Below are 17,770 nucleotides of genomic sequence, written 5' to 3' on the forward strand. Positions count from 1 at the left end.
CGCCGGGCGCTCTAGACTGGCCCGGTGGCCGGCCGCATCCCCGATCGTGACATCGCGGCCATACGTGAACGCGTTCGCATCGAGGAGATCGTCGGCGACTATGTGCAATTGCGCCGGGCGGGCGCCGACTCGCTGAAGGGCCTCTGCCCGTTCCACGACGAGAAGTCCCCGTCGTTTCACGTGCGGCCCAACCACGGCCACTTCCACTGCTTCGGCTGCGGCGAGGGCGGCGACGTCTACGCGTTCCTCCAGAAGATCGAGCACGTCAGCTTCGTCGAGGCGGTCGAGCTGCTGGCCGACCGTGTGGGTTACACCGTCACCTATACGGGCGGTTCGACGACGAACGTGCAGCGCGATCGAGGGAGCCGCAGCAGGCTGCTTGCGGCCAACGCCGCCGCCCAGGAGTTCTATGCAGAGGCGCTGAAAACCGACGAAGCCGCCCCGGCGCGTGAGTACCTGACCACGCGCAACTTCGACGCAGAGGCTGCCGCGAGGTTCGGTTGCGGATTCGCCCCGTCTGGGTGGGAGACGCTGACAAAGCATCTGCTGCGCAAGGGGTTTGAGTTCAAGGAGCTCGAAGCCGCGGGTCTGTCGCGCGAGGGCCGTCGTGGACCGATGGATCGCTTCCACCGCCGGTTGCTGTGGCCGATCCGGGCCGCAGGCGGCGAAATCATCGGCTTCGGGGCGCGACGCATCTTCGACGACGACCAGATGGAAGCCAAGTACATCAACACGCCCGAGACCGTGCTGTACAAGAAGTCGTCGGTGCTGTTCGGCCTCGACCTGGCCAAGCGTGACATCGCCAAGGGGCATCAGGCGGTCGTGGTCGAGGGCTACACCGATGTGATGGCGATGCACCTTTCCGGGGTGACCACCGCCGTCGCCTCCTGCGGCACCGCATTCGGTGACGAGCACCTGTCGATGCTGCGACGACTCATGATGGACGACAACTTCTTTCGCGGAGAATTGATCTACGTCTTCGACGGCGACGCAGCCGGACGCGCGGCGGCCGTCAAGGCCTTCGAGGGTGAACAGAACCTCGCGGGGCAGTCCTTCGTCGCGGTGGCCGACGACGGGATGGACCCGTGCGATCTGCGGCTGAAGTCCGGCGACGGGGCGCTGCGGGACCTGGTGGCGCGACGAACCCCGCTGTTCGAATTCGCCATTCGCACGGCGCTCGCCGAACATGACCTCGACAGCGCGGAAGGCCGTGTGAACGCCTTGCGGCAGTGCGTGCCGATGGTCGCCGGGATCAAGGACAGCATGCTGCGCGACGAGTACGCCCGCCGCGTGGCGGGCTGGGTCGGCTGGGCCGACGTCGCGCAGGTGATCGCCAGGGTGCGAGAGGAAGCGCAGAAGCGCGGCATGCCAGAGCGCGGCGGTAGGCGTCGCGCCGCGGCGGCAGAACACGGTGCGCCGCGCCAGGCGCGGGCCGCCGCGCCCAAAACCGTCCGCCCCGATCCCGCCGACCCGACGCTGTGGCCGCAACGAGAAGCGCTGAAATCTGCTCTGCAGTATCCGGCGCTGGCGGGGCCGGTGTTCGACTCGCTGACGGTTGAGAGTTTCACCCATCCCGGCTACGCCGCGGTTCGGGCGGCGATCGGCGCGGCAGGCGGTGCGGCCGCGGGCCACTCGGGCGGCCAGTGGATCGATGCGGTGCGGGGGCAGGCGGCATCCGAGGCAGGCGCGGGCCTGGTCATGGAGCTCGGCGTGGAGGCCATCAACGTCGACGACGACGACAGGATGCCGCGCTACATCGCCGGTGTGCTGGCCCGGCTGCAGGAAGTGTGGGTCGGACGGCAGATCGCCGAGGTGAAGTCGAAACTGCAGCGAATGTCACCCGTGGAACAAGGCGACGAGTACCACGCACTGTTCGGTGATCTTGTCGCGATGGAGGCGTATCGCCGCAGCCTGCTGGAACAAGCCAGCGGCGACGACCTCACTGCGTGAACACGCGTAACGCGATAGGGTAGGTCCGCGATCAACCGTCGGGGAACGGTAGGAAAGGCAACTTCGTGACATCGACTAAGAACCAGGCGCGGCGGTTCATTGCCGCAGGCGCGTTTGCAGTCGCCGCAGTCGCGGCGCCGTTCGCTGCATCTGCCCTGACCACCTCCGCCGGTTCTGAAGCCGTGGCGCTTCCCCCGGGATGCCTGGCGTGGTTCGGCAACCAGGAAGATGGCCACTGCCTCGGCTACTCCCAGGGCAACGGCGTCAACATGGGAACGCCTGCGGTCGGCATCTACGGTCCGAACTCCGGCAGCATGCCCGGCGGCGGCATCGGAGTCACCACCGGGCCGATGCTGCCCGGCTCGACCATCAACCGCGGAATCGGCTAGCGCGGACGGCTCTCCTGCGCGGCCTCAGGGCCGACGACAGCGGTACCGTTGTCGATTTCTGTCAGCGTGACCATCGGCGGATCCGGCGATACCCGATCGGCGATCTTGCGGCGGCCTGCGTCGATCAACCCTTTGGCCGCCGGACTCTCGGTGACCGCCTTGTAGGTTCCCGCGATCTGTTCGTATCGGCGTCGGCCCGCCTTCGTGCCCAACACGTAGCCGACACCCAAAACGGCGAGATACCGGATCACAAGGCCCCTCCCGGACGACGGTGCAATACCTGTCCATCCTGCCTCACTTGCCTGGGTGCGCGCGGGGTGGCGGTGCATTGGCGGCGCGAGCAGATGGTGCGCTAAAGTCATCCCTCGGTCCGCGCTGACATGACATCGCGGGCGAGCCGTCCCCTGTAGCTCAACTGGCAGAGCATTCGGCTGTTAACCGAAGGGTTGCTGGTTCGAGTCCAGCCGGGGGAGCAAGTGTTCTCACATTTCGGCCATATATAGAGGGTCTTCCGCATCAGTTCGCAGGGCTATCGAGCCGTGCTCCGAACCCTTGCCTGGTGGATAGGAATTTCTATCGCATCATTGGCGGAATCTGGCTACTGGGCGATTACGGACGCTCCTGGTGGATCGGCATCATTTCTCTCAACACGCCGCACGAAGGAGAGAACACCATGACCGCATCGACCCGAAATCGTCACCTCGTTCGGGGGTTCGTCGTAGGCGCTTTGGCGATCGGTGCGCTGGGGCTCACCACACCGCTGGTCGCCGCAGAGACGGTGAGCCCTGCGGACCACGCCGTCGTCAAGGCTCCCGCAGAGCGCAAGGCACCTCGACCGGCGCCCCAGCCGAAGCCCGTCTCCGACAAGGCCGAGGCCAAGCCCGAAAGGAGCGCCGAATGACCACTTCCAAGCAATCTCCAAGGCCCATATCCGAGTCTCAGCGCATGTTGATACGACGCACTTCACCCGGAATCCTCGGTACCGCGCTGGCCGACGCAAGCGCTTACTTCACGGCGATGGTCGAAATGCTGGCCGACGCCTTCGAACCCGACCTCGACGCATGGGAGACGCTGCCGGTGGCGCATGCCACCGCCCAACTAGTGAGCTGACTTACCAGCAGCCTTGATGCCGGTCGGCTTGGAACAGGTTGTCCGCGGCGCACGGTCCCGCATCGGCGGCCACCAGCTCGTGGATCTGCCAATAGAGATCGGTGGTGGCCCTGGTGGCCAGCTGCGCGGCGAGTTCGAAATTGTTGATCGGCGGGTTGGAGAACGGCACCATGATGCCGCCGCGTGGCGTGTTCCAGTTGTCCTTGTTCAACGTCGAATGGCACTCGATGAACCCCGGCGGCGGCCCTCCGGGAGGGCAGCCCGCCAGCGGATCGTCGTGGTGGGCACTGACTTCGAAGAATCCGGTGTGCAGGCCCGGCGGGAAGGTCGCCGGGTCGCAGGTGGGCATCAGCGGCGGCGGCATGCGGTCGGGCTGATTGATCGCGATGCTGTCTTCGACCCAGTTGGAGTGAGAGTAGAAGTCCTGCAGAGCGTGTGCGAGCCCGCCGAACGCGGCGCGCGCGCCCGGACCGTCGACCAGGTCGCTGCCACCGGGACCCGAAGGTTGGGCACCGGCAAGGATCAGCGGGGTGAAGAAATTCCACGCCTGCTGGGTCAGATCGCAGATTGCGACCGGGGTGTTGGCGTTGTCGATGTGGCGGAAGTCATCGGCGAAGAACGCGTCGCTGCCGACCGCTCCTGCGCCCGGTGGGGGACCGACCAGGATCTGCCCGATCGCCGTCTGATCGACGCCGAGCGGTGTGAGCGCATCGCGAGTGATGCGATCGTGGTTCTGGACCTGGAGCGCGTCAGCCGGCGGGGCAAACGCACCCACGACTGCGGCGATGACGGCGATCACGGCGACGGCCGAGAGATTTACTTTGGGACGGCGAGACATCGACTACCCCTTCGAACCTGGCAAGTCTGCGTGGACTCAACGCACAGCATTTTGTCAGGGTTAGGCCATCCTGGGCTAATAAACGGGCAGATTGTGCCGAGCTGCACCATTTACGTGTCGACGATGTGCTCCGGGTGCAGCATCTCGGCATAACGCAGCTGCTCAGGAACCCCGAACCCCTCGACAAGCGTCAAGGCGTGGGGCCGCAGATTGCGGCAGCGTTCGTTGATTCCGCGGGTGACGGCCTTGGCGCGCTCGGTGGACAGGAAGCGGTGTTCCATGAACCAGGCGCGGTCCTGCTCCATCATCGACAACGCGTACAGATCGCAGACCATGTTGAGGATCTCGCGGGCCTCGTCGTCCTCGCAGGAATCGATTCCCGCGACGAACGCCTCGAGGATGATCCGCTCGATATGTGCGCGCGCGGCGTGCAGCACATGGTCCTGCACCGCGTTGAACGCATCGAACGGCGACATCTCCTTGGACTTGCCCTGCAGCCGCCGCGCGACCGACGCAACGATGTACTCCTCGCGGTCCTCGAACATCTTGACCTGGGTGCCGCGGTTGAAGAGGCTGCCCTCTTCCTCGTTGTCCTGGCGGGTGTCGATGATCGTCTGCATGATCGTCTGCGCCGCAGTGCGTTTCAGCACCCGCTCGCCTGCGAAGTTGGCGGCGAACCGCACCCACTCGACGGGGCTCATGCCCTTGATGTCGTCGGCGTAGGCGGTCAGCAGCTCCTTGGCCACCAACTGTGTGAGCACGTGGTTGTCACCTTCGAACGTGGTGAACACATCGGTGTCGGCCTTCAGCGCGATGAGCCGGTTCTCGGCGAGATAGCCCGCACCACCGCAGGCTTCGCGTGCCTCCTGGATCGCGCGGGTCGCATGCCAGGTGTTGGCCGCCTTGAGACCCGCTGCGCGGGACTCCAACTCGCGTTGTTCCTCGACGTCGGGGTTCTCCGATGTCTGCAGCTCGTGGCACTTGGCGACGAGCTCGTTCTGCGCGAATTGCAGCGCATAAGACTGCGCGATCAGTGGGAACAACCGGCGCTGGTGCACCAGGTAGTCCATGATCAGCACTTCGCTGTCGTCGCCGGGCGCCTCAAACTGCCTGCGCTCCAACGCATACCGGGTCGCGATGTCGAGAGCCACCCGCGTGGCCCCGCCGGCGCTACCTCCGACGGTGACGCGGCCGCGGATCAGGGTGCCAAGCATCGTGAAGAACCGGCGACCGGGGTTCTCGATGGGCGAGGAGTACGTACCGTCCTCGGCGACGTCGGCGTACTTGTTCAGCAGGTTCTCGCGCGGGACGCGCACGTGATCGAACTGGATGCGCCCATTGTCGACGCCGGGCAACCCACCCTTGTAATGACAATCCGTGGTCGTCACGCCCGGGAGGTCGTTGCCCTCGTGGTCGCGGATCGGCACGACGAAGCAGTGCACGCCGTGGCCCTCCCCGTCGGGCGTGATCAGCTGTGCGAATACGGCTGCCACCCGCGCGGTTTCGGCGGCGCCACCGATGTAGTCCTTGCGTGACGTACGGGTGGGGGAGTCGATGACGAACTCCTGCGCCGCGGGATCGTAGGTCGCGGTGGTCTCGAGGGACTGCACGTCGCTGCCATGGCCGGTCTCGGTCATGGCGAAGCAGCCGAGCAGCTCGAGGTTGATGATCTTCTGGACGTACGCCTCGTGGTGGCGTTCGGTGCCCAGGTTCTCGATCGCGCCGCCGAACAGCCCCCACTGCACGCCGGCCTTGACCATCAGCGAAAGGTCCGACATCGCCAGCATCTCGATCTGGGTGACCGCCGCGCCGACGTCGCCGTTGCCGCCGTGCTCCTTCTTGAAGCCGTCCTCAGCCGCCCCCTGAGACGCCATGATCTTCAGCTGCTCGGCCACCTTGGTCCTGGCGATGACGGTGTTGGGCGTGTAGTGCGGACGAAACACCTCGCTGGAGAGTTCTTCCCGCATCCGGTTCTTTACGTCGCGCCAACGGCCGTCAAGAGTGTTGCGTAGATGCTCCGCAGTGGTGGTCATAACTCGACCGTAGCCTTTCGAAGGCTCGTCGAAACTGTGATGTGCCAAACGTAGCCAAACCTAGCTAGACCAGCCGATATCTGTGACGTTGAATCGACCCTGTGACAGAGTCGGGCATGGCCAAATCGACGGCACCCACCGGTGTGCCCCACACCGCCGGTCATCGGCACGCCGACGTGACGGGCGGGTGGCTGCGGGCGGCGACCTTCGGGGCGATGGACGGCCTCGTCAGCAACACCGCCCTCATCGCCGGTGTCGCGGCAGCGGCCAGTGCGCATACGGTCTTGGTCAGCGGTGTGGCCGGGATGTTGGCGGGCGCGTTCTCGATGGCGTTGGGGGAGTACACGTCGGTGAAGACCGCCAACGAGCAGATCGAATCCGAGGTCCTCGTCGAGGAGCGCGCCTTCCGCAAGCATCCACAGGCGGAGCGCAGCGAGCTGGTGGCGATGCTGATGGACATGGGGATGACCCGCGACACCGCGACCAAGGCCACCGAAGAGGTCCACCGTGACGAGAGTCGCGCGCTGAACTTCCACCTCATTCAGGAGCTCGGCGTCGACCCACGCGAGAAGCCCTCGCCGTGGGTCGCGGCGGGATCGTCGTTCCTGATGTTCACGATCGGCGCGATCGTCCCCCTGGTCCCGTACCTGCTCGGATTCGAATCGTTGTGGGCCGGACTGCTGTGCGGCGGTATCGGCCTGCTCGTCGCAGGCGGTATCGCCGCTCGTTTCACGAGGCGGTCGATCTGGTTTGCAGCGTTGCGGCAGCTGACATTCGGAGCCATCGCCATCGCCGCCACCTACGCAGTCGGAACGTTGATCGATACAGTCATCACGTGAAACTGCGGCGCACCCTGTTCGCCGCCGCTTTGTTGATTGCCGCCTGCAGTCCCGCGCCCACCCAGTCGACGGACCTGGCGTACCTGGGGCAGATCGAGTTTCCGACCACCTACGTCTTCGATGACACTGCGGTCGGCGGCCTTTCGGCGATCAGCTACGACCCGGGGCGTCAGGTCTACTACGTGATCAGCGACGACCGCTCGGCGAAGAACCCGGCACGGTTCTACACCGTCCGAATCACGTTCGGAGACAACAGACTTATCGGTATCGAGTGGCTCGACACCACCTCACTGCTGGATCGGACCGGCGCGCCGTTCCCGCCGCTGTCGCCCGACGCGACACCTCCGGTGATACCGCCGGATCCAGAGGGCATCGCCTTCGACGAGCGCCGTCAACAGCTGTACTGGTCCAGCGAGGGTGAGCGGAACGTCAAGAACCCGAAGCGGCCGCTGCTGTCGGATCCGTGGGTCCGCGTCGCGGGGCTCGACGGTGCGTTCCGCGCCCAATTCGAGCTGCCGCCCGGGCTGTCGATGTCGCAGCGGGACACCGGGCCCCGGACCAACGAGGCTCTCGAAGGTCTCACGTTGACGCCGAGCGGCAGCTTTCTGTTCGCAGGTATGGAGGACCCCGGCCTCAACGACGGCAGCCTGCCGACGGCCGACATCGGCGCCGTCACCCGCGTCACCCGGTTCGACGTGTCGACGGGCAAGCCGACTGCGCAGTACGCCTACCCGCTCGACCCGATCACCGCGCCGAATGGCGGCGCGAACGGGCTGTCGGATCTGGTGGCACTCGACGACGACACCTTCCTGGTGGTCGAACGCTCGCACGGTACCCGCAATGTCGCGCGCATCTACCGGGCGAGCACGGCAGGAGCCGATAATGTGCTGGGCCGACCGTCGCTAAGTGGTGCGGCGCCTGCGGCGATGACCAAGAGCCTGGTCGCCGACCTGTCGACGATGCCCGAGGTGCAGCATCTGGACAACGTCGAGGGAATCACGTTGGGCCCCAAGCTGCCGGACGGCAGGCAGGTCGTGGTGCTGGTCACCGATGACAATTTCTCGGCGGAGCAGGTGACGCAGTTCTACGCGTTCGCTATCTAGTGATTTCGGCGTGCCAAGTCTCGCTCAGCGGTACCCAGCACGCCGAAATCGCCCCCTAGCTGTCGCTGCCGACGGTGATCGCCGTCGCCTCGCTGAGTTCGTCGGCCTCTTCCTCATCGTCGATGCCCGTCAGGTGCGAGCGAGTGAGCGCCAGGACAGCGGTTGCCAGCAGCACGGCCGCCGCGCCGACCCAATACGGGACGTGCACATTGATCCGCTCGCCGAGCACACCGGCCAGCCACGGCGCCAACGCCGCACCGGAGAACCGGACGAAGCTGTAAGCCGCTGAGGCCACACCTCTTTCGACCGGTGCCGCCTTCATCACGGTCTCGGTGATCAGCGTGTTGTTGATGCCGATGAACAGGCCGGCCAGCACCACACACGTCGCGAGCACGGCTTTGTTCTCCGTGCCGACGGCCATCACCACCAGCGTCGCCGTCATCGCCAGAAGGTTCACCAAAAGCGTTGGCACCGTGCCGAAGCGGTGCTGCAGTCGTGGCGCGACGACCACCGAGGTAAACGCCAGCGCGATACCCCAGCCGAAGAAGATCAGCCCGATCTGGTGCGCGCTCATGTCCAACGGAAACGGCGTGAACGCCAGCAGCGTGAAGAAGCCGAAGTTGTACAGCAGCGCGGTGATCGCCACGCCCAGCAGTCCGCGGTGTCGCAGCGCCCGGAACGGATCGGCCAACGTGGTGGCCCGCCCGGCGGGAGGGGTGGACGGCAGCAGGAAGGCGGTGACGACGACCGCCACGGCCATCAGTACCGACACGCCGAAGAACGGGCCCCGCCACGAGATCGACCCGAGAACGCCACCGACCAGCGGACCGACGGCGATGCCCAGCCCCAGCGCGGCCTCGTACAGGATGATCGCCTGTGCCACCGAGCCGCGCGCCGAGTTGACGATGGTCGCCAACGCCGTCGCGATGAACAGCGCATTGCCCAATCCCCAAAGTGCGCGCCAGCCAACGATTTCCGACACGGTCTCCGACATGCCGGCCAGCGCCGCACCGGCGATGATCACCACCAGGCCCAGCAGCAACGTCCGCTTCGGGCCGATCCGGCTCGCCACCACACCGGTGATGAGCATGGCCACGCCCATCACCGCCATATAGCTGGTGAACAGCAGCGACACCTGCGACGGCGTCGCGTCGAGGTTATCGGCTATCGGCTTGAGGATCGGGTCGACAAGACCAATACCCATGAACGCGACGACAGACGCGAAGGCAACGGCCCAGACAGCTTTGGGTTGGCGCCACATATGGGCGAGTGCTCCTTTACTTGTTGCGGTGGTTTCGGCGTGCAAAGTCACGCTCAGCGGTACTCAGCACGCCGAAATCACACTCGGGGGGCAGCGGCGGCGTCGGCGAGGAGGCCGCGCAGCACACGGACGGCATCGCTGAGTGTCTGCCGATCCGCTTCGTCAAGACGTTCGAGATAGGGGTCGACGGCGGCGCGACGGTCCACTCGCACCTGCCTCAGCGTTTCGACTCCCTTGGGCGTGATCTGGATCAGGACGGCCCGCGCATCGCCCGGGTCGACGGCGCGCGATACGTAACCGGCGTCTTCGAGTCGGCGGACCTGCGTCGTCATCGTCGGCTGAGAGCAGTGATCGAGCGCGGCGAGATCGGATATCCGGGTGGCCCCCTCGTCCTCGATGGTTGACAGCAGCCGAGCCTGGGCGAACGGCAGTGGTAGCCGGGCGCGCTGTGTGGCGAGTCGATTGATCCGGGCGACCACAGACAGCAGGTCAGCTCCGAGGGTCTGTGTCATAGGCACAAGATTACATAGTTTTACTATGCAGTTCAAACTGTTCGCTGGTAGCAGCGAGGCAAAGAATCCTCTTAGGATGCGCCTGGCAGAATCGTGCAATGACCGTGACCGGGGACTCGAGCATGTCTCGGCGTTCGGGTTCGCTGAGTCCGGCCGAACTCGCCCACGCCTCGGTCATCGCGGCGATGTCGGCCGCCACGGCGATCATCTCCGTCGTCGTCCCGTTTGCCGGCGCTCTTTCGCTGCTCGGCACGGTTCCGATGGGCCTGCTGGCCTACCGCTACCGAGTGCGCGTGCTGTTCACCGCGACGGTGGCCAGCGCGATCATCGCGTTTCTGATCGCCGGCCTCGGCGGCTTCATGGTCGTCATCAACTGTGCCTACATCGGTGGACTGACCGGCATCGTGAAGCGCCGCGGACGTGGTACGACCACCGTCTTCTTCAGTTCGCTCGTCGCTGGCGCGCTGCTGGGCGCGGTGTTCGTGGGGGCGCTGGCCGGCCTGTCGCGGCTGCGCCACCTGATCTTCGAGTCGGTGACCGCCAACGTCAACGGACTCGCCGCGATCATCGCGCGAATACCCAACGCGGAACATCTTGCCGAAAAACTCAAGCGCGACTTCGCCACCGCTCTCGACTACTGGCCCTATCTGTTCTTCACGTACTCGACGGTGACGATCGCGATCGTCACCCTCATCGGCTGGTGGGCGTTGTCGCGTGTGCTGTCGCGACTGGCCGGCATTCCCGATGTGCACAAGCTCGATTCCTCGGCCGACACGGGAACGATCGCCCCCGTCCCGATGCGTCTGCACGACGTCCGCTTCCGCTATCCCAGCGCCGATCACGATGCGGTGGGCCCGGTGTCGCTCACCGTCGAGCCTGGCGAGCACCTCGCCATCACCGGCGCGAACGGCTCGGGCAAAACGACGCTGATGCTGATGCTCGCCGGTCGCGAACCCACCGCAGGCACTGTCGAACGGCCCGGTGCCGCAGGGCTGGGCCGGCTGGGTGGCACGGCGGTCGTCATGCAGCATCCCGAGAGTCAGGTGCTGGGAACGCGGGTGGCCGACGACGTGGTGTGGGGTCTGCCGCCCGGCACGACCACCGACATCCACAAGCTGCTCGGTGAGGTCGGCCTGGACGGGCTGGCCGAGCGCGACACCGGCGGCCTGTCCGGTGGTGAGCTGCAGCGCCTCGCGGTGGCGGGGGCGCTGGCCCGTGAGCCGTCCCTGCTGATCGCCGACGAGGTCACCAGCATGGTCGACCAGGACGGTCGTGGCGCATTGATGTCGGTGCTGTCCGGGCTGACGCAGCATCACAGCATGTCGCTGGTGCACATCACCCACTACAACGACGAGGCGGACGCCGCCGACCGCACCGTGAATCTCACCGGCAACGGTGGCGCGGCCGACAACATGGAGATGGTGGAGACCGCCTCGGCGCCCGCGGCGACAGTGGTGCACGGTCACCACTCCGACACGCCGGTCCTGCAACTGAACAACGTCAACCACAATTACGCCAGCGGGACACCCTGGGCCGCAACGGCTCTGCGCGATATCACCTTCACCGTCAACGAGGGCGATGGCTTGCTGATCCACGGACTCAACGGATCCGGAAAGTCGACACTGGCGTGGATCATGGCGGGACTCACCGTCCCGACCGCGGGCAGCTGCCTACTCGACGGCACGCCGGTCTCGGATCAGGTTGGCGCCGTGGCGATCTCGTTCCAGGCTGCGCGGCTGCAGCTGATGCGCGGCCGCGTCGACCTGGAGATCGCCTCGGCGGCCGGGTTCTCACATCATGACCGTCGGCGGATCGCTGAAGCGCTGGCCATGGTCGGCCTGGATTCGGCGCTGGCGAAGCGACGTATCGATCAACTGAGCGGCGGACAGATGCGCCGCGTGGTGCTCGCCGGGCTGCTGGCCCGTTCGCCGCGCGCGCTCATCCTCGACGAGCCGCTCGCCGGACTGGACGCGGCGAGTCAGCGTGGGCTGCTGCGACTTCTGGCGGAATTGCGCAGCAACGCCGGACTGACGCTGGTCATGATCTCCCACGACTTCTCGGGTCTCGAGGAGGTGTGTCCCCGCATCCTGCATCTTCAGGACGGGGTACTGGCACCGATACCGACCACGGCGGGAGGCAGGTCGTGACCGCCCCGACCGCGAACCGGCGGCAACGGAGGCCGGTCGTGCTGCTGCGGCCCGTACCCGGCGACAGCGTGGTCCATCGCATGTGGGCAGGCTCGAAACTCCTTATGGTGGCGGGCATCGGCGTCCTGATGACCTTCTATCCGGGTTGGGTTCCCATCGCAGCGGTTGGCCTCCTGGTCCTGGTGGCCGCGTGGATCGCGCGGATCCCGCGGGGCACGCTGCCCTCGATTCCGGGCTGGCTCTGGATTCTGGCGTTCTTCGGCGGCCTCACCGCCACCTTTGCGGGCGGTAGCCCCGTCATCGACGTCGGCTCGATCCAGATCGGCCTCGGAGGTCTTTTCAACTTCCTGCGGATCACCTTGCTGTCGATCGTCCTGCTCGGCCTCGGCGCCATGGTGTCGTGGACGACCAACGTCGCCGAAATCGCGCCCGCCGTAGCCAAATTGGGGCGGCCGCTGCGTGTGCTGCGGATACCGGTCGACGAATGGGCGGTGGCCCTGGCATTGGCGTTGCGCGCCTTCCCGATGCTGATCGACGAGTTCCGTGTCTTGTACGCGGCGCGCAGGCTGAGGCCGAAGGACGTGGCGATCACCAGGCGCGGGCGCTTTCGCAGCGTCTGGCTCGAAATCGTCGACCTGCTTGCGGCGGCGATCACCGTCGCGTTGCGCAGGGCCGACGAGATGGGCGACGCCATCACCGCCCGCGGTGGTGCGGGTCAGATCTCGGCGTCACCGTCACGCCCGGGAATGATCGACCTGTGGGCGTTCGTGATCGTGATCGCGGTGTGTGGCGGCGCACTCGCACTGGAGCTCACGATCCTGGGTACCAGCGCCGTCACGACCTGAGTCGTTGAAGCGGGTCGATACGGCCGCTATTACGGTGGTGGCGTGACAGCGCAACGCCGAGTCGACGCCGACTTCCTCGAGCTGCCGCGCCATGAGCTGGCCGATGCGGCACTGTCCGCGGCGACGGCCGCCGGAGCGAGCTACGCCGACCTGCGAATTCACGCGATCACGACCGAACACATCCAGCTGCGCGACATCGAGCTGGAGGCCGCTGTCGTCAACCGCGAGATCGGCCTGGCGGTGCGGGTGATCGTCGACGGCACGTGGGGTTTCGCCTCCCACGCCGCGTTGGACCCCGCCACGGCCGCCGAGACCGCCCGCCGGGCCGTGCACGTGGCGGCGACGCTGAAGCCGTTGAACGCCGAGCACATCGAGCTGGCCCCCGAGCCGGTGTACTCCGACGTCAGCTGGGTTTCGGACTACCGCATCGACCCGTTCGCGGTCGCGGCGTCGGACAAGATCGCGGTGCTCGGCGAGTACTCCGGGCGGCTGATGGCCGCCGACGGCGTCGACTACGTCTCGGCCGGGCTGCACGCGATGAAGGAGCAGACCTTCTACGCCGACACCTTCGGCTCGTCGATCACGCAGCAGCGGGTGCGGCTGATGCCGACGCTCGAAGCGGTGACCGTCGACCCCGCGGCAGGCACCTTCGAAACCATGCGCACGCTGGTGCCGCCGATGGCGCGGGGCTGGGAGGTCGTCGCGGGCGACGACGTGTGGAACTGGTCAGACGAGCTTGCGCAGCTGCCGGCGTTGCTGGCCGAGAAGGCCAAGGCGCCCAGCGTTATTGCCGGGCCGACGGATCTGGTGATCGATCCGACGAACCTGTGGCTGACGATCCACGAATCGATCGGGCACGCCACCGAATACGACCGCGCGATCGGCTACGAGGCGGCGTACGCAGGTACGTCGTTCGCCACGCCGGACAAGCTCGGCTCGATGCGCTACGGCTCGCCGATCATGAATGTCACCGCGGACCGGACCGTCGAATACGGCTTGGCCAGTGTCGGTTTCGACGACGAAGGGGTGCAGTCGCAGAGCTGGGACCTGGTGCGCGACGGGATCTTCGTCGGCTATCAACTCGACCGGGTGTTCGCCCCCCGCCTTGGTGTCGCACGGTCCAACGGCTGTTCGTACGCCGATTCGCCGCATCACGTGCCGATACAGCGGATGGCCAACGTCTCGCTGCAGCCCGGCGTCGACGACCTGAGCACCGACGATCTGATCGCCCGAGTGCAGGACGGTATTTACATCGTCGGCGACAAATCCTGGTCGATCGATATGCAGCGCTACAACTTTCAATTCACCGGGCAGCGCTTCTTCCGTATTCGCGACGGCCGCCTGGACGGCCAGCTGCGCGATGTGGCCTACCAGGCGATCACGACCGACTTCTGGGGATCGATGGAAGCCGTCGGCGGACCGTCGACGTGGCGCCTCGGCGGTGCATTCAACTGTGGCAAGGCCCAACCCGGTCAGGTCGCCGCCGTCAGCCATGGCTGCCCGTCGGCGCTGTTCCGCGGCGTGAACGTGCTCAATACGCGTGATGAGTCGGGGCGGTAGTCGGTGATCGGAGCACAGCAGGTAGTCGACGTCGCGCTGGCCGAGGCCAGCCGACTCGGAAGAGCCGACGAGACCATCGTCCTGGTCAGTGATCGCGCGGACGCGTCGTTGCGGTGGGCGGGCAATTCGATGACCACCAACGGCGAATCGGTGAGTCGCACAACGACTGTGATATCGATTGTGCGCCAAGGGGACACCGCGCGAATCGGGTCGGTGCAGTCCAGTGAGGTGGATCCGGCTTCGATCGCCGCTCTGGTGGCCGCATCGCAGGACACCGCACGGTCTGCGCCCGAAGCGCGGGACCAGGCACCCTCGCTGCCCGGCGGCGACGCACCCGCCGATTGGGACGCCCCGGTTCCCGGCACCAGCGTGCAGGCGTTCCTCGGGGTGGCCGGCAGCCTCGCGGCGCGGGGGTTCAGCGGTGCCGATCAGCTGTACGGGTTCGCCCGGCATGAGGTCGAGACGACGTTTTTGGCCACGTCGAATGGTTTGCGGCGGCGCTACACCCAGCCGACCGGGTCAGTGGAGATCAACGGTAAGCGTGACGACGCCAGCGCGTGGGTGGGCTTCAGCACACCCGACTTCTATGATGTACCAACGGATTCGCTCCTCGAGCGGCTGTCGACGAGGCTGAGCTGGGCGCGGCGCAGCGTCGAGCTGCCCGCCGGACGGTACGAAACGATCATGCCTCCGTCCACGGTGGCCGACATGATGATCTACCTGTGGTGGTCGATGGACGGCCGTGGCGCCGAGGAGGGTCGCACCGCGCTCTCGGCTCCCGGCGGCGGAACGCGGGTGGGGGAGAAGCTCACCGATCTGCCGTTGACGCTGTACTCGGATCCACACGCGAACGGGTTGGCGTGCACGCCGTTCGTCACGGCGGCGGCGTCGTCGGAGCGGGCGTCGGTGTTCGACAACGGGATGGACGTCGGGCGGGCGGACTGGATCCGCGACGGCACCGTCAGCACCCTGACTTATCCGCGGGCGTCGGCGGCGGAGTTCGACGCACCCGTGGCAGTGCCTGCGGGCAACCTGCTGATGACCGGCGGGACGGCGAGCCTGGCGGACATGATCGCGAGCACCGAGCGCGGCCTGCTGCTGACCACGTTGTGGTACATCCGCGAGGTCGACCCGGCGGTGTTGCTGCTGACGGGGCTGACCCGAGACGGGGTGTACCTCGTTGAGGACGGCGAGGTGACGGCGGCGGTCAACAATTTCCGGTTCAACGAGAGCCCACTGGACCTGCTGCGGCGGGCGACCGAAGCCGGCGCGACCGACCGCACGCTGCCACGGGAATGGGGCGACTGGGTGACGCGGGTGACGATGCCGTCGCTGCGGATCCCCGACTTTCACATGTCTTCTGTGAGTCAGGCGCAATAATCCACTGGTGAGTGACGAGAACCTGGCCGACCGTGTCGGCGCCCTGATCGCCATGTCCTCGGGGGACGGGCGTATCGACACGCTGACGCGGCTGACGTGCGGCAGGGCGCTGTCGCTGCGTCCGCTGCCGATGGAATTGGACTGGGACGAGGGGGTTTCCGAACCGGAGTCCGTCGTGGCGGCGTTCACCGAACAGTTCGCCATCGACGTGTCGGGAATCGGCGCAAATCAGCGTAAGCAGTTGGCGTCCGTGTTGGGCGACAACGTGTTTCGGACCGTCGTGATGATCTTCGTCGCCGATTTCGTCCCCCGCGTGCGTGCGGGCCTCGACGCGCTTGGGCTCGGCAAGGTGCGCAACGGCGAAACCGTGGAATGGGACCACGAGTCCGACCCGACCGATGCTCTGCTGAACGGGTTCTTGCCCGCGGTGGCCCGGCTGAAGGCGCTCGACCCGGTGACAACCGAGATCGTCCGGTTGCGTGGGGCGGCGCAGCACAACTGCCGGCTGTGCAAGTCGCGGCGGGAGACCAACGCGCTGGAGGCCGGCGGCTCCGAGGATCTCTACGACCAGATCGAGCAGTTTGAATCCGCCGAGGGTCTGACCGATGCGCAGAAGGCGGCGTTGCGGTACGTGGATGCGCTGATCTGGACGCCGTCGCAAATCAGTCCCGACGTGGCGGCCGCGGTGCGGCAGCACTTCTCCGACGACCAGGCATTCGAGCTGACGTTGGACGTCATGCGCAACGCGGCCAACAAGATCATGGTGTCGCTTGGCGTCGATGCTGCGCTCGTGGAGGAGGGCACCGAGCTGTTTTCCGTCGACGCCGACGGGCAGACGGTGTCAGCGGGTCAGTAGTCGTGGAAGACGACGTTGTCCCCGATCGGATTTCGCGGGATGTGTAGCTGGTTGCCGGGGAAGTCGGGATCCGGATAGCCGATCGAGAGTCCGCACAGGATCCGGTACTCGGGTGGGATGGCCAACTGCGCGTGCAGGATGTGGGGGTAGCCCGCGATCGAGACCTGCACGCAGGTGCCCAGACCTCGCGCGGTCAGCGACAGGACGAAGGTCTGCAGGAACATCCCGACGCCCAGGCTGTCGACGTGGTCCAGGTCGCGGTGCATGCAGACGATTCCCGCCAGCGGCGCGTGGAAGAACTCCCAGTTGCGCAGGACCGCTTCGCGTCGGCCGTCGATGTCGTCGCGGGTGATGCCCATCGACCCGTACACCACCTTGCCGAGGTCGCTGCGCTGATGAGCGAACGACTGCGGCAGCTGCGGAACGACGGGCGGCTTGGCCCGGGCCTCGTGCATGAGGGTGGCCACCAGGCGTTGCAGCGCGGGACCCGAGACGAGTTCCAGGTGCCAGGGCTGGATGTTGGAGTTCGACGGCGCCCGCACAGCGAGCTCCAGGGCCTCGTCGACGAGTTCGCGGGGCACCGGCCGGTCGCTCTGGAACATGCGAATCGAGCGGCGGTCGGTGATGGCCTGTTCGAGGTCGTACATGGTGCTCCTCCCACCGCAGGTGCGGCATGTGGAGCGTATGCGACCATTGGTGCCGCAAAACTGTGTGTAGGGGCGGTAGCTCAGTCGGTTAGAGCCGCGGACTCATAATCCGTTGGTCGCGGGTTCGAGCCCCGCCCGCCCCACGTCTGAGGTGTATGACGTCGGTTGATGCTTGACGTTTCTATGTCGGGTGATGCCTGACGGTGTTTCGGCTGATGCTTGACAGTGGTTTCGGCTGATCCTTGACACTCTCTTGATGAGGGAGTTGAGCGTGGCCGAGCAGAGGTATCAGGCCGTGTT

General features: G+C 66.3%; 17 protein-coding genes and 2 tRNA genes. 13 read left to right on the top strand and 6 right to left on the bottom strand.

Translation table 11 applies throughout. From position 1 onward, the window contains the following. Positions 1-24: 24 nt before the first annotated feature. Positions 25-1,950: a DNA primase gene (dnaG, locus tag AB4Z42_RS27445; protein WP_442012407.1), complete on the top strand. Its 1,926-nt coding sequence runs from the start codon at positions 25-27 to the stop codon at positions 1,948-1,950. A 65-nt stretch (positions 1,951-2,015) separates the two neighbouring features. Then, entirely contained in the window at positions 2,016-2,339 is a 324-nt protein-coding gene (locus tag AB4Z42_RS27450; protein WP_442012408.1) for a DUF7155 family protein, read from the top strand. Here the strand turns inward: AB4Z42_RS27450 and AB4Z42_RS27455 are convergent. Beyond that, positions 2,336-2,590 carry a hypothetical protein gene (locus AB4Z42_RS27455; protein ID WP_442012409.1) on the bottom strand — a complete coding sequence of 85 codons (255 nt, stop codon included), beginning with the start codon at positions 2,588-2,590 and terminating at the stop codon, positions 2,336-2,338. The genes AB4Z42_RS27450 and AB4Z42_RS27455 overlap by 4 nt on opposite strands. 149 nt (positions 2,591-2,739) lie before the next feature. Here AB4Z42_RS27455 and AB4Z42_RS27460 point away from each other — a divergent pair. From AB4Z42_RS27460 to AB4Z42_RS27470, 3 genes are all read left to right on the top strand, one after another. After that, positions 2,740-2,812 (top strand) — tRNA-Asn (locus AB4Z42_RS27460). 86 nt (positions 2,813-2,898) lie between these two features. Beyond that, on the top strand, positions 2,899-3,240 hold the full coding sequence (locus tag AB4Z42_RS27465; RefSeq protein WP_442012410.1) for a hypothetical protein: 342 nt from the start codon (positions 2,899-2,901) through the stop codon (positions 3,238-3,240). Continuing rightward, entirely contained in the window at positions 3,237-3,449 is a 213-nt protein-coding gene (locus AB4Z42_RS27470) for a thiazole synthase (protein WP_442012411.1), read from the top strand. Before AB4Z42_RS27465 ends, AB4Z42_RS27470 begins: the two co-directional genes overlap by 4 nt. 1 nt (position 3,450) lies before the next feature. Here AB4Z42_RS27470 and AB4Z42_RS27475 read toward each other — a convergent pair whose 3' ends face one another. Continuing rightward, positions 3,451-4,287, bottom strand: a complete 837-nt coding sequence (locus AB4Z42_RS27475; protein ID WP_442012412.1) for a hypothetical protein — start codon at positions 4,285-4,287, stop codon at positions 3,451-3,453. 110 nt (positions 4,288-4,397) lie between these two features. Continuing rightward, positions 4,398-6,320: an acyl-CoA dehydrogenase family protein gene (locus AB4Z42_RS27480; protein WP_442012413.1), complete on the bottom strand. Its 1,923-nt coding sequence runs from the start codon at positions 6,318-6,320 to the stop codon at positions 4,398-4,400. Between the two features lie 116 nt (positions 6,321-6,436). Here AB4Z42_RS27480 and AB4Z42_RS27485 point away from each other — a divergent pair, with 116 nt between their 5' ends. Together AB4Z42_RS27485 and AB4Z42_RS27490 are read left to right on the top strand one after the other, a co-directional pair. Next, positions 6,437-7,159 carry a VIT1/CCC1 transporter family protein gene (locus AB4Z42_RS27485; RefSeq protein WP_442012414.1) on the top strand — a complete coding sequence of 241 codons (723 nt, stop codon included), beginning with the start codon at positions 6,437-6,439 and terminating at the stop codon, positions 7,157-7,159. Then, positions 7,156-8,262, top strand: a complete 1,107-nt coding sequence (locus AB4Z42_RS27490) for an esterase-like activity of phytase family protein (RefSeq protein ID WP_442012415.1) — start codon at positions 7,156-7,158, stop codon at positions 8,260-8,262. The genes AB4Z42_RS27485 and AB4Z42_RS27490 overlap by 4 nt, the downstream gene beginning before the upstream one ends. Before the next feature lie 55 nt (positions 8,263-8,317). On the opposite strand, the gene AB4Z42_RS27495 is transcribed toward AB4Z42_RS27490, so the two are convergent. Then, a complete protein-coding gene (locus tag AB4Z42_RS27495; RefSeq protein WP_442012416.1) occupies positions 8,318-9,523 on the bottom strand; it encodes an MFS transporter in 1,206 nt (401 codons plus the stop codon). A 77-nt stretch (positions 9,524-9,600) separates the two neighbouring features. Next, a complete protein-coding gene (locus AB4Z42_RS27500) occupies positions 9,601-10,035 on the bottom strand; it encodes a MarR family winged helix-turn-helix transcriptional regulator (protein ID WP_442012417.1) in 435 nt (144 codons plus the stop codon). Between the two features lie 98 nt (positions 10,036-10,133). On the opposite strand from AB4Z42_RS27500, the gene AB4Z42_RS27505 reads away from it, so the two are divergent. From AB4Z42_RS27505 to AB4Z42_RS27525, 5 genes are read left to right on the top strand one after another with little or no spacing between them, the layout of a single operon-like run. After that, the gene (locus AB4Z42_RS27505) at positions 10,134-12,182 is read left to right on the top strand and encodes an ABC transporter ATP-binding protein (protein WP_442012418.1); all 2,049 of its coding nucleotides are present in this window, start codon (positions 10,134-10,136) and stop codon (positions 12,180-12,182) included. Further along, positions 12,179-13,027 (top strand): CbiQ family ECF transporter T component, encoded by an 849-nt coding sequence (locus tag AB4Z42_RS27510; protein WP_442012419.1) that lies wholly within the window; start codon positions 12,179-12,181, stop codon positions 13,025-13,027. The genes AB4Z42_RS27505 and AB4Z42_RS27510 overlap by 4 nt, the downstream gene beginning before the upstream one ends. A gap of 42 nt (positions 13,028-13,069) precedes the next feature. Further along, positions 13,070-14,587, top strand: a complete 1,518-nt coding sequence (locus tag AB4Z42_RS27515) for a TldD/PmbA family protein (RefSeq protein ID WP_442012420.1) — start codon at positions 13,070-13,072, stop codon at positions 14,585-14,587. Between the two features lie 3 nt (positions 14,588-14,590). After that, positions 14,591-15,967, top strand: coding sequence for a metallopeptidase TldD-related protein (locus AB4Z42_RS27520; protein ID WP_442012421.1), 1,377 nt, complete (start codon positions 14,591-14,593; stop codon positions 15,965-15,967). Positions 15,968-15,974: 7 nt separating this feature from the next. Then, positions 15,975-16,823, top strand: coding sequence for a carboxymuconolactone decarboxylase family protein (locus AB4Z42_RS27525; protein ID WP_442012422.1), 849 nt, complete (start codon positions 15,975-15,977; stop codon positions 16,821-16,823). On the opposite strand, the gene AB4Z42_RS27530 is transcribed toward AB4Z42_RS27525, so the two are convergent. Then, on the bottom strand, positions 16,817-17,470 hold the full coding sequence (locus AB4Z42_RS27530; RefSeq protein ID WP_442012423.1) for a nitroreductase: 654 nt from the start codon (positions 17,468-17,470) through the stop codon (positions 16,817-16,819). The genes AB4Z42_RS27525 and AB4Z42_RS27530 overlap by 7 nt on opposite strands. A 69-nt stretch (positions 17,471-17,539) precedes the next feature. Between AB4Z42_RS27530 and AB4Z42_RS27535 the strand changes: the two genes are divergently transcribed. Further along, positions 17,540-17,613: transfer RNA gene (locus AB4Z42_RS27535), tRNA-Ile, on the top strand. The last annotated feature ends 157 nt before the right edge of the window (positions 17,614-17,770 follow it).

Source organism: Mycobacterium sp. 2YAF39, from assembly GCF_052114565.1.
Lineage (GTDB): Bacteria > Actinomycetota > Actinomycetes > Mycobacteriales > Mycobacteriaceae > Mycobacterium.

Excerpts from the sequence above, each read along its gene's own strand:
- AB4Z42_RS27470 (WP_442012411.1), top strand. The coding sequence starts at position 3,237 with ATGACCACTTCCAAGCAATCTCCAAGGCCCATATCCGAGTCTCAGCGC.
- AB4Z42_RS27475 (WP_442012412.1), bottom strand. The coding sequence starts at position 4,287 with ATGTCTCGCCGTCCCAAAGTAAATCTCTCGGCCGTCGCCGTGATCGCC.
- AB4Z42_RS27480 (WP_442012413.1), bottom strand. The coding sequence starts at position 6,320 with ATGACCACCACTGCGGAGCATCTACGCAACACTCTTGACGGCCGTTGG.
- AB4Z42_RS27485 (WP_442012414.1), top strand. The coding sequence starts at position 6,437 with ATGGCCAAATCGACGGCACCCACCGGTGTGCCCCACACCGCCGGTCAT.
- AB4Z42_RS27495 (WP_442012416.1), bottom strand. The coding sequence starts at position 9,523 with ATGTGGCGCCAACCCAAAGCTGTCTGGGCCGTTGCCTTCGCGTCTGTC.
- AB4Z42_RS27500 (WP_442012417.1), bottom strand. The coding sequence starts at position 10,035 with ATGACACAGACCCTCGGAGCTGACCTGCTGTCTGTGGTCGCCCGGATC.
- AB4Z42_RS27505 (WP_442012418.1), top strand. The coding sequence starts at position 10,134 with ATGACCGTGACCGGGGACTCGAGCATGTCTCGGCGTTCGGGTTCGCTG.
- AB4Z42_RS27530 (WP_442012423.1), bottom strand. The coding sequence starts at position 17,470 with ATGTACGACCTCGAACAGGCCATCACCGACCGCCGCTCGATTCGCATG.